General features: G+C 40.0%; 6 protein-coding genes. All 6 read left to right on the top strand.

What is annotated here, in order from left to right:
* Nucleotides 1–1,092: MFS transporter (locus tag QZ359_RS05990; RefSeq protein WP_293964002.1), on the top strand; the 1,092-nt coding region annotated here is incomplete at its 5' end.
* A gap of 291 nt (nucleotides 1,093–1,383) precedes the next feature.
* A complete protein-coding gene (locus QZ359_RS05985; RefSeq protein ID WP_293964001.1) occupies nucleotides 1,384–1,872 on the top strand; it encodes a DUF5590 domain-containing protein in 489 nt (162 codons plus the stop codon).
* Nucleotides 1,869–3,056, top strand: coding sequence for a pyridoxal phosphate-dependent aminotransferase (locus QZ359_RS05980; RefSeq protein WP_261063152.1), 1,188 nt, complete (start codon nucleotides 1,869–1,871; stop codon nucleotides 3,054–3,056). The genes QZ359_RS05985 and QZ359_RS05980 overlap by 4 nt, the downstream gene beginning before the upstream one ends.
* Nucleotides 3,049–3,414: a VOC family protein gene (locus QZ359_RS05975; protein WP_261063151.1), complete on the top strand. Its 366-nt coding sequence runs from the start codon at nucleotides 3,049–3,051 to the stop codon at nucleotides 3,412–3,414. Before QZ359_RS05980 ends, QZ359_RS05975 begins: the two co-directional genes overlap by 8 nt.
* Nucleotides 3,415–3,430: 16 nt before the next feature.
* On the top strand, nucleotides 3,431–4,777 hold the full coding sequence (asnS, locus tag QZ359_RS05970; RefSeq protein ID WP_261047052.1) for an asparagine--tRNA ligase: 1,347 nt from the start codon (nucleotides 3,431–3,433) through the stop codon (nucleotides 4,775–4,777).
* A gap of 456 nt (nucleotides 4,778–5,233) precedes the next feature.
* A partial coding sequence (locus QZ359_RS05965; RefSeq protein WP_293963997.1) for a MucBP domain-containing protein occupies nucleotides 5,234–13,076 on the top strand: 7,843 nt, incomplete at its 3' end.

Raw genomic sequence — 13,076 nt, 5'->3', positions numbered from 1 at the left:
CTCGGAGATGTGTATAAGAGACAGCTTCTGGAGAGTATTTTTCATACGACCAGTCTTCTCTGTGAAATTCCATCTGGTATGTTAGCTGACCGCTATTCCTATAAGACCAACCTTTATTTAAGTCGAATAGCAGGGATTATGTCTTCTATTCTTATGTTGGCTGGGCAGGGAAATTTTTGGATTTATGCCTTAGCGATGGCGGTAAGTGCCTTGTCTTATAATTTTGATTCAGGCACAAGCGCAGCAATGGTTTATGATTCAGCCGTGGAGGCTGGACTGAAGGAGCGCTATCTATCCATTTCAAGTTTTATGTCAGGAGTAGCAGAAGGAACTCGATCTTTGGGGACCGTTTTGGCAGGATTTTTTGTCCATGGTCAATTGCACCTGACCTACTATATCATGATTGCGACTTCTATCATAGTTCTTTTCCTGATTTGGATGCTGAAAGAACCTAGTGTCAAGCTAGAAAAAGCTGATAGTGTGAGCATGAAACAGATTATTTGGACCGTTAAGGATGAGTTGAAGCGAAATCCCATGCTGTTCAACTGGATGATTTTGTCTCAGATTGTCGGAGTACTCATGTGCATGTTTTACTTTTACTATCAAAATCAGTTACCAGATTTAAGTGGTTGGCAAATTTCAGCAGTTATGCTACTTGGTAGTCTCTTAAATATCGTCGCAGTCTATCTAGCGAGTAAGATTGGAAAGAAATATGCTGCCTTGAAGCTTTTCCCTGTCCTCGTGCTGCTGACTGGCGTCACCTATATGTTGTCCTACTTTGGAACACCTCTAATCTATATTTTGATTTATTTGATTAGTAATGCTCTATATGCTCTTTTTCAGCCGATTTTTGATAATGATTTGCAAGAGCGGCTCCCAAGTGAAGTAAGGGCAACCATGCTGAGTGTCTACTCTATGATGTTTAGTCTTAGTATGATTGTCTTCTTCCCACTGACAGGCTGGTTGATTGACCATTTAGGCTTTGTGTTAACATTTCTTTATTTAGGATTCTTTTTAGTCATGATTAGCCTTCTACTGCCTGTATTTTTAGGAAAAATGGCTAAAAGAATGGATGATAAAGTGATTCCATAGATCAAAAAAAATTACGAAAACTTGAGTGCCAAGCTCAGGTTTTTTAATAGGTTGATTTTGGAGCTGTCTTTACTTTTCCTGCTCGGTTTTAATCAAGAAAAATCGGTTTGCTTTGAAGGGAGAAATAGAATTGGTTTCTTATACTCAATGAAAATCAAAGAGCAAACTAGGAAGCTAGCCGCAGACAGTACTTGGGTACGGCAAGGAGAAGCTGACGTGGTTTGAAGAGGTTTTCGAAGAGTATTCTTGCATTCACTTGTAATAAAGCTTAATAGATGGTAAAATAGACGAGTGAAAAAAAGACAAAACAAAGCAAAAAATAATCTACTGTGGCAGTATGGTCTAGGGATGACGATTTTGTTTGTGGTTATCAGTGCTTCCTTTCTGTATCTAGTGTTTCTGAGTATGAAACCATATCAAACAGCTAAAAGTGAAGGAGAAAAATTAGCTCAGCAGTATGCAGGATTAGAGCAGGCTGATCAGGTTGATTTATACAATGGCTTGGAATCCTATTACAGCGTTCTTGGTCGTAATAAACAGCAAGAAGCACTTGCTGTCCTGATTGGAAAAGATGACCATAAGATTTACGTTTATCAGCTAAATCAAGGTGTTTCACAAGAAAAAGCAGAAGCGGTTTCTAAGGAAAAAGGAGCTGGCGAAATTGACAAAATTACCTTTGGTCGTTATCAAGACAAACCAATCTGGGAAGTCAAGTCAGGATCTGATTTTTATCTAGTAGATTTTGAAACAGGAGCATTGGTCAATAAGGAGGGCCTATGAAACTATCCAACCGTGTTTTAGAAATGGAAGAAAGTGTGACCTTGGCTGCTGGAGCCCGTGCCAAAGCGCTGAAGGCTGAGGGAAGAGATATCCTGTCTCTAACCTTGGGTGAGCCAGATTTCACTACTCCCAAAAATATCCAAGATGCCGCCATTGCATCGATTCGAGATGGGCGTGCTTCTTTTTATACAGTAACCTCAGGTCTGCCAGAACTTAAGGCCGCGGTCAATAGCTACTTTGAGCGCTTTTATGGCTATTCTGTAGCGCCAAATCAAGTGACAGTCGCTGCTGGAGCCAAATATTCTCTCTATACCTTCTTTATGGCCGTGGTCAATCCAGGTGATGAAGTGATTATCCCAACCCCCTACTGGGTCAGCTATGGAGACCAGGTCAAGATGGCAGAAGGGGTACCAATCTTTGTTCCTGCTAAGGAAGACAATCATTTTAAGGTGACTGTAGAGCAGTTGGAAGCAGCTCGCACAGACAAGACAAAGGTTTTGGTTCTCAATTCACCATCCAATCCGACAGGTATGATATACACTCGTGAGGAACTCTTAGCAATCGGGAACTGGGCTGTAGAAAAGGATATTCTCATCCTAGCAGATGATATCTATGGTCGCTTGGTTTATAATGGTCATGAGTTCACACCGATTTCTAGTCTATCAGAAGCGATTCGCAAGCAAACAGTGGTCATCAATGGTGTGTCTAAAACCTATGCTATGACAGGTTGGCGGATTGGCTATGCCGTCGGTCAAACAGACATTATCGCTGCCATGTCTAAGATTGCAGGTCAAACAACCTCCAATCCGTCAGCAGTAGCTCAGTATGCAGCAGTTGAGGCTCTATCAGGTGAGCAAGATACTGTAGAAAACATGCGTCAGGCTTTTGAGGAACGACTAAACACCATCTATCCCCTTCTTGCTGAGGTGCCTGGATTTGAAGTGGTCAAACCGCAAGGTGCCTTCTATCTCTTCCCAAATGTTAAAAAAGCCATGGAGATGAAAGGCTATACGGATGTGACAGAATTTACAACTGCTATCCTAGAAGAAGCCGAAGTTGCCTTGGTCACAGGAGCAGGATTCGGAGCGCCAGAAAATGTGCGCCTCAGCTATGCGACAGACCTAGCTACGCTTAAAGAAGCAGTTAAACGCTTGAAAGCATTTATGGGGAGTGAGAATGATTGATCATTTTGAAATTAAGGTAAAGGATTTACAAATTTCAGAAGGATTTTATAGGAGATTTCTCGCTCCTTTGGGCTATAAATTAGCTTTTAAGACTACTTCTCTAATCAGTTTTCTTGCCCCAAATAGCCCTCATCCTGGTGGTGATTTTTGGCTGGCTCAGGGGACACAAGATCCTATTCACTTTGCTTTCTTAGCAGAAAATAAGGAAGAGGTTCAAGCTTGTTATGAGGCTGGCTTAGAGGCAGGTGGGCGAGACAATGGGGCTCCTGGTTATCGCAGTGAGCAACCGATTTACTACGCTGCTTTTGTGATTGACCCAGATGGGAACAATATAGAAGTGGTTTGCCATAAAGAATAAAAAAGAAAAAGGAAAAATAATGACAAAACGTGTAACGATTATTGATGTAAAAGACTATGTTGGTCAAGAAGTGACGATTGGCGCTTGGGTTGCCAACAAATCAGGAAAAGGGAAAATCGCCTTCTTGCAATTGCGTGATGGAACAGCCTTCTTCCAAGGTGTAGCCTTTAAACCAAACTTTGTAGAAAAATTTGGTGAAGAAGTGGGGCTTGAGAAGTTTGATGTTATCAAACGCTTGAGCCAAGAAACGTCTGTCTATGTGACAGGTATTGTCAAAGAAGACGAACGTTCTAAATTTGGTTATGAGTTGGACATTACAGACATCGAAGTGATTGGTGAATCTCAAGACTACCCAATTACACCAAAAGAACACGGAACAGACTTCTTGATGGACAACCGTCACTTGTGGCTCCGTTCTCGTAAGCAAGTAGCGGTGATGCAAATTCGTAACGCTATCATCTATGCAACATATGAGTTCTTTGACAAGAACGGTTTCATGAAGTTTGATAGCCCAATTCTTTCAGGAAATGCGGCTGAAGATTCAACGGAACTCTTTGAAACTGACTACTTTGGAACGCCAGCTTACTTGAGCCAATCAGGTCAGCTTTACCTAGAAGCAGGAGCTATGGCCCTTGGCCGTGTCTTTGACTTTGGTCCAGTATTCCGTGCTGAAAAATCAAAAACGCGCCGTCACTTGACTGAGTTCTGGATGATGGACGCAGAGTACTCATACTTGACTCACGATGAGTCACTTGATTTGCAAGAAGCTTATGTAAAAGCTCTTCTACAAGGTGTTCTTGACCGTGCGCCTCAAGCCTTGGAAACCTTGGAACGTGATACAGAACTCTTGAAACGCTACATTGCAGAGCCCTTCAAACGTATCACTTACGATCAAGCCATTGACCTCTTGCAAGAACATGAAAATGATGAAGACGCTGACTACGAACATCTTGAGCATGGTGATGACTTTGGTTCACCACATGAAACGTGGATCTCAAACCACTTTGGTGTACCAACATTTGTCATGAACTACCCAGCAGCCATCAAGGCCTTCTACATGAAACCAGTTCCTGGAAATCCAGAGCGCGTGCTTTGTGCAGACTTGCTTGCTCCAGAAGGCTATGGAGAAATCATCGGTGGGTCTATGCGTGAGGAATACTACGATGCATTAGTTGCTAAGATGGATGAACTTGGTATGGATCGTACAGAGTACGAATTCTACCTTGACCTTCGTAAATACGGCACAGTTCCACACGGTGGATTTGGTATCGGTATCGAGCGTATGGTAACCTTCGCAGCAGGAACAAAACACATCCGTGAAGCTATTCCATTCCCACGTATGTTGCACCGTATCAAACCGTAAGAATAGGAAAACGCCCATGTGGCGTTTTTTTCATGGAAAGGTCGAGAAACGAAAGTAAATATTATCAGGTTTTCAAAATCTTTATAATATGCCGTTTTCGTGAAAATATTTACTTCTTTTTCTTATAAAATTGAATTTGTGCTAGAAACATACTACCAGTTGTTCAGAATAGAGTTTCGTATCCTAGTACATTGACCTTATTGTTTAAAAACTGATGTATGTACTAGTTTCTTCAAGGAGGTATTAAATTGAAACAATAAATATATATAGGCATGAAACTTGAATTAATAATAGTGGCATGATACAATATTAAGTGATATTGATAATTATTGGGCAACTCTTTTTAAAATGATAACCTCTTAATATTACTAAAAAATTCGAGGGGGGGGGCTTTTTATTTGTCTGTATATTTCAATTCAATATTAAAAAACATGCATAAAGGAGGTTCTAAGTCTAATGAAGGGTAAACAACAAGATTTTAGAACGGAAAAGTATATACGTTACGGTATTCGTAAGTATAGTTTCGGCGCGGCATCGGTAGCGATTGCGGCTGGTTTGATATTTTTGGGAAATGGAGCAGTTTCAGCTATTGAACAAAATCCAGTTTCAGACTCTAAAGAAAATATTCAAAAAGTAGAAAAACCTTCTCCAGAATTAGGAAAAAGTAATATCCAGTTGGTTGATAAGACAATTGAAACACCCAAGAAAGAAGAACTTAAAGTAAATAAGTCACTTCTTGAAACGAGTATTTCAAATTTAGAGGCTGCATTATCTAATGCTAAGTATGCGGATGCCTCAGTTGTAGCCAATGTTCGCGAAGCTTTAGCTACTGCGAAAGCTGTTTTGGCAAATGAAACTGCCAAGCAAGAAGAGGTAAATATTCAAAAAGATATTCTTGCTTCATTGAAAACAGTTGTAACTGAATCAAATAAACTTGGATTCGAGAAAGAACAGGCTGATAAAGATAAGGTAGCAAAAGAAGAAGCACAAAGAAACGCTACACCAACAGAAAAAGCTCTTTCAGAAGCTAAATCAGAACTCGATAAAGTTTCATCAGAAGCAGATGTAACCAATACACTTGCGGTTACAGAACTCCGTAAGAAGGAAGTAGCAGAAGAGAATCGAGCAGCAATTGAAGCGGCGGTAGCCAAGAACCAAGCTATACTTAACGAATCAAAAGTACTTTTAGCTGATAAGAGTGTCACAAAGGAACAAGTGGATGCTCAACTTTCACGCTTGAATGAGTCTATCCTTGCAGTTTATAGTGAACTGAAAAAATCAGGAATTGGTCGTGATGGGAAATTTGCTGTAGCGTTGGCAGCACAAAATTTTTATGCTGAATCAACCGTTAATGCAAACGGTACGCGTGCCACTCATGCCACGGTTGTAACTGCAGCAACTGCTACAGGTAAAGATATCTATAAATTCAATCCTGATGGGAAAGCGTCTACTGACGGTTTTGCAAGTGCAGGAGAGTTGAATGCCTATACTCGTGTAACTGGTGGGACTGCTGAAGGTTTAGAAGTTGTTGTCTATTCTAACCAACGTGATGGCTCAGAAACTAACCCTGCAAATGGTTTAACGTCTGACCAGGGTGGTTCAACAGGTCACAATAACAAGGGACGTATGGATTATCCCCTTTCTCCAGAAATGGCTAAAAAACTAGCCAAAGAAGCAGAGCTTTGGAAAGGTCAACTTCGTCCAAGTGGAATGCGAATCTCAGGTGGTTCTGCTAGTATATTCTCAAATAATGGAGCTTATGAATTCCTTGCAACAGAAATTTATAAATTAGCATATGAACAAGGTGTTGATCGTGTTTATATTCCAGGTCTAAGATCACGATTTGGAGTGACAGATGAAGCGGCTGAAAAAGGTTGGTCTTTAACAGGTATTGATGGATCAGTAGGTGCTGCTACACCTTATAACCTACCTAATGGTCTTGTATATGATGCTACAAATGATGTCATTGAAGGGATTATTACAAGTAATCTTGAAAATGGGGTACAAGATCTCAAAGTTAACGCAACCTTTACAAACAGCAAAACAGGTGCGGTGGTGACAACTCGATTTGTAAATATGCGTATGGGTTGGGTAGGCTGGATGGATACAACTCCACCAGTTATCGCGACAGATAATGCAGTTTACGAACGTACAGTTGGTCAAGACATTAATATTGACATCAAGTATCAAGATCCATCAGGGGCGCGCACAATGCGTGGACAAGGAGCAAATGTACCTTATACCAAAGCTAATGGTACAACGACAACTATACGTCAACAATATGGAACTGCTGTAACTGGTATTGCTGGTGTCAATGTAGATAATAGAAGTCAAGTTCTTGATGAAACAGCAACAACAATTCCTGGTGTTAGCTACCAGATGGATCCAAAGAACCAACCGCAGTCTGTATCTATTGATGGTCAATCGTCATATAACTCGTCTGGCCAATTATCAGGTACTTTGACAGAAGCAGGGGTCTACTATGTATCAACATTTGCTAAAGATTACAACAGTGTTAATGGATCAAATGTACAATGGATTCAATCTGGTCAGGAAGCTCAAGGGAATATTACAGTTGTCGTTAAACCAAAAGTAGAAGCTTTGAATATTGAAACCTACTCAGAAACTGTTCCTGTGACTATTTCTAAAGGTGCAACAAACGCTGTAGTTACCATGCCAGATGGAACGAAGACTGTTCTTCAAAATCAAAATGGAAGTTGGGTTGTAGTTGCATCAGGAGAAGATGTAGATGGCAATGCAGTAACAACAACCAATACGGCTGCAGCAGTAGGGACAAATTTGGGGACAGTAGGTGGAAAAATTAATATTCCAGTTACACAAGCTGCAACTGCAACAGCTGGAGTGGATAACATCAAGGTTGAAGCAATTACTGAAAATATCAAAGGTACTTTCCTACGTAATAAAGTAACACTAACAGATGTAGATAATACTACTCATGTAGCTACGTTGAATTCTAAAACAGGTCACTGGGAACTTCCAGCAGATTATACTACAGTTCAGACAACGAATGCAGACGGGACTTATACTTTGACAAAACGTCAAGTTTATGCTGAAGCTCAATTGGATGGTTCTCAAAACTTCTATATTTATACATATACGCGCACATTTGAAACTGACGGAACAATTAAGAGTCTTGATGCGGTAACTCGTCATAAAACAACAGTTGCAAGTAAAAATGAAACATCTAAAGATGGGATGTCTGTGACAGTAACTTATGATAAGTATACAGATGCATGGACTGCTTCAGATGGTTCTACTGTGACAGCTACTAAACTTGGAGATAAATCATGGGATATCATGACTTCATCAGGATTTGGCGGTGAAATTCGAGGTCGCAAAGCTACTAATACAGATGTTGCAACTATCATCAACACAAAACCAACTGCAACATCAACAAGCTATGAATCAACTAAGGGGATAACTGTTGACCTTCGTAATGCGGCACAAGCTGCAGTTACGATTGCAGATAAAGAAGATACTGCTCATAGTAAAACGACTTACATTACTCGTTTGACAGTAACATCACCATCTGGAGCTCAAAAAGTATATGATACAAAGACAGATGCTGCAGCTTACACATTAGCTAGTAATTATGTTTTATCAGAAGTGGGTGTGTATACAGTTGTTGTAGATGTTATTGATAGTAACGGAAATGTTGTTACGGCTACTTTGGATGGTACAGATTCAGGTACAGATTCAGGTGCAGGTTCTTCAATTGCTACAACTACTTACCACATTACAGTAACAGACACGATTAAAGGTCACAACGTTACATCATCTGATATCCAAGGAGCTACTCAAACAGGAACACCAACCTTTACTTCTGTAGGTGACGGTTCAACCATCTCACCAAGTGCAACATCACCAGCTAAGTTGGTTGCCGCTGATGGTAGTCTAGTTGATACTTTAACAGTTGAAAATGAGGGAACTTATACAATTGACCCAGCAACAGGTGTTGTAACCTTTAAACCACTTCCAACATTCAAAGGAACAGCAACTCCAGTAACTGTTAAACTAACTGCAATTCTAGGTACAGATGCTAACAATGCTAATATTACTGCAACTGCGACAGCTACTTACACACCAACAGTAGTTCCAGTAACACCAACCGCAGTAGCTTCTCAAACAACTGGACCTCAAGGGAAAGCCCAAACTTCTGCTATTAAGTTTGACGCAGCAGATACAGATGATACAACTGTAAACTTTGCTAAAGGAACAGTTTCTATTGATGCAAATACAACAAAATCTGTTGATCTTAATACAGCATCAGTAACTCTTCTTAATGCAAACGGTGATGCTGTAACATCTGTAACAGTTGAAAATGAGGGAACTTATACACTGGATAAAGCGACAAATGTTATTACATTCCAACCAGTCGCAACATTCACAGGAACTGTTACAAAACCAGTTAGTGTACGTATTGCAGATGCGAATGGCACTACTGTAACAACTACTTACACTCCAACTGTCACAGATGTAACTATGACAGCTAAGAACGCAACATCTAAAGACGTTCAAGGTAAAACACAAACTGGAACACCAGAATTTGAAACGTCAGATTCATCAGTAACGATTGCAACACGTCAGTTGGTTGATCCATCAACGATGCAACCAACTACTAGTGTTACAATTGCAAATGAAGGAACATACACAATTAATCCAACAACAGGTGTTGTAACCTTCGTACCAGTTCCAACATTTACTGGAGAAGGGACAGGAGTAACTGTTCAAGCAACAGATTCAAATGGTGAGACAGCAACAGCTACTTATAAACCAACTGTAACACCAATCACGATTACTGGTGAAAATGTAACATCTAAGAATATCCAAGGTGAACAGCAGTCAGAAACACCACTATTCTCATCATCAGATGATAGTGCTCCAGTGTCAAATTACAAACTTGTAGATCCAACTACTGGAAATACAACGACTGCAACTTCAGTGACTGTTGAAAATGTTGGAACATATACAATTGATTCAACAACAGGCAAAGTAACATTCAAACCAGTTGCAACTTATACAGGAACACCAGCATCAGTAACAGTTCAAGCATCAGCAACTATTACTAATGAAAAAGGTGAATCAACAGAAATCACAGGTACAGCTGCTTATACTCCAACAGTAGTTCCTGTAGTCCCAACAGCTAAAGAATCAGCTACAGCTGGTAAGCAAGGTCAAGCGCAAACATCACAAATTGTTTTTGACACTCCTGATACAGATGCTACAACTTTGAACTTTGCTAAAGGAGAAACATCTGAAGTATTAGGTGAAGATGGTCAACCAAAATCAGTAGCTCTTGATAAGAGTACTTTGACACTTCTTGATGCGAATGGAAATGCTGTAACTACAGTTACGGTTGATGGTGAAGGAACTTACACTCTTGATAAAACAACTAATGTCATTACATTCCAACCAACTGAAGAATTTACAGGCAAAGCTACACCAGTACGTGTACAAATTGCAGATATCAACGGTACTACTGTAACAACTACTTACACTCCAACTGTTGTTGCTGAAGATGGAACAGTCATTGTTGAGTATAAGGATGAAGAGGGTAATATTATCTCTCCTTCAACAACTCCAGTAAATAACGAAAAAGTGACGACTCCGTTCACGACTGAACCAAAAGAAATTTCTGGTTACACTCTTGTTAAAGTGGTAACAACAAATGGTCAGGTTGATGAAGGTACTAAGAAGGTTTCAGGTAAAGTTACAAATGAGCAAACTACTGTGACATATACTTATAGAAAGAATGTTCAAACAGCAACTATTTCTTACTATGATGTGACAACTGGTGCAGAAGTTGCTATAGATTCAGCTAAAGTTCCAGCAGCAGCTGTTGAGACAGTAGAAGGTGCTTATAACGGTGCTATCGACTTTGTTAATCGTGAAAAAGCAATTGCAGCTCTTGAAAAAGCTGGCTATACGTTAGTAGAAGATGGTTTCATTGTAGCAACGACAGCTGATAAGCTTTTTGACAACGACACAGCGGTGAATCAAAACTTCACGGTAACAGTTAAACAACGTGTGGAACCCGTGACTCCAAATGATGAGAAACCTGTTCCAGGACAACCAGTGGATCCAGAAAATCCAAACTCACCTGTATGGCCAAGTACTGCAGAAAATCTTGAGTTAACTAAAACAGTTACTCGTACAATCAAGTACCGCTACAACGATGAGAATGGTAAAGAAGTAACAGCTGATAAAGTTCAAACAGTAACCTTCACACGTAGCGCAAGCGTTAACTTGGTAACAGGAAATGTGGAATATACTGACTGGTCAGCAGCACAAACTCTTGAGGCGGTAGTTTCTCCAGAAGTAGCTAATTATACTTATGATAAGAAAACTGTTACAAGCCTTGAGGTAACAAATGAGTCAACTGATAGTACAGTGTACGTTATCTATACACCAGTAGCACCAACTACAACACCTGCTACATCAACTGATATCCAAGGTAAGACACAGACAGGTACTCCAACATATAAACATGCTGATGGAACTGAGTTGAAACCAACAACAGATAATCCAGCTAAGTTCGTTGGAACTGAGGAAACAACTATCCCAGCTACTAAGGATGGTAAGACAGTTGGTACATATACAATCGATCCAACTGGTGCAGTAACCTTCACGCCAAATAAAGACTTCGTTGGCACACCAGATTCAGCTAAAGTAGTTGTAACAGATCCTACAAATGGTACAACTGTTGAGTCAAGTTACACTCCAACTGTAACACCAGTTACACCAACAGGTGTGGATACAAGTTCTACAGGTCCTAAGAACACTCCTCAATCTGGTACACCAACATTTGTACCTGGTCATAAAGATGTACCAATGGACAATACTGTTCCTGCTACATTTGAAGATGGTACAACAAGTAAAACAGTTCCAAACGAAGGAACGTATACTGTTGATGCAACAGGTAAGGTAACCTTCACACCAAATAAAGATTTCGTTGGAACTGCAACAGTAGTAACTATTGTACGTAAGGATACTAATGGCACTGTAGCGAAAGCTAAGTATACACCAACTGTTTATGAAGTGAAGTCTGATATACAGGTTGCAACTGTAACTTACAAAGATACTAACGGAACAATTCTTGGTGAGGTGGATATCCTTCAAGGTGATTCTGGTTCTGAAATGAACTACTCTACTGCAGAACGTATCAACGCACTGAAAAAACTTGGCTACGAACTTGTGTCTGATGAGTTTACAAAAGCTGATGGCAGCAAGCAATCATTTGATAATGATACAAAAGCTATTCAAAAATTTGTTGTTACTGTTCAACCACGCCTTGTTCCAGTTATTCCAAGTGATGTGACACCAGTTCCAGGTCAACCAATTGATCCAGAGGATCCAAACTCACCAGTATGGCCTGAAAGCGTTAAGGAATTGACAACTTCAGAAGAAGTAACTCGTACAATTACTTATGTTGATGGAGATGGTAAAGAGGTTACTACTTCTGTGACTTCATCAGTTAAATTTACTCGTGATGCTAAGGTGAACTTGGTGACAGGTGAAGTTACTTACGGCGAATGGAAAGAAGCTACAACTGATGTTCTTTCTGGTAATAAACTTCCATTTGTTAAAGGTTATATTGCAGTAAGTGGAGATATTGAGGCATCTACCAAGGATCAAACTGTTAAGGCTAAAGATAAAGATATCGTTCAAAAAGTTGTCTATAAGAAACTTGGAGCTTGGATTCCAAACGTGCCAGGACAAACAAATCCTCCACGTATTGATTATCCAAATGATCCAAATGGTGATCCAACTAAACCGGGTGTACCAACGGAAGATATTGTAATTCCTTATGTTCCAGGTTACATTCCAAGAGATAAAGATGGAAATCCGTTGAAACCAGTTGATCCAGAAGATCCAACAAAAGGTTATGTGCCACCAACATTACCAACTGATCCGAGTCAAGATACACCAATCAACTATACGAAGATTACAACGTCTTATGTGACAGTTGATCCAAATGGTAAAGAAATCTCTATTCCAGATTATCCAACAGTTGAGGGTAACCAACCTAAGAAAGATATCCCAGGTTACCGCTTCGTAGAAACGAAGAAACTGCCAAATGGAGATACAGAACACGTCTACGAAAAAGTAAATACATTCTTCAAAGATAAAGAAGGTAATGAGATTCCGAACTATCCAAGTGAGCCGGGAACAGTAGATAAGAAAGACATTCCAGAATACAGATTCGTAGAAACGAAGAAACTACCAAATGGAGATGTAGAGCATGTCTATGAAAAAGTAACAACATTCTTTAAAGACA

This window comes from Streptococcus sp., assembly GCF_019414905.1.
In the GTDB taxonomy this organism is placed as follows: Bacteria; Bacillota; Bacilli; order Lactobacillales; family Streptococcaceae; genus Streptococcus.
This window is presented reverse-complemented; position numbering and strand designations above follow the sequence as displayed.

Excerpts from the sequence above, each read along its gene's own strand:
- QZ359_RS05980 (WP_261063152.1), top strand. The coding sequence starts at position 1,869 with ATGAAACTATCCAACCGTGTTTTAGAAATGGAAGAAAGTGTGACCTTG.
- QZ359_RS05975 (WP_261063151.1), top strand. The coding sequence starts at position 3,049 with ATGATTGATCATTTTGAAATTAAGGTAAAGGATTTACAAATTTCAGAA.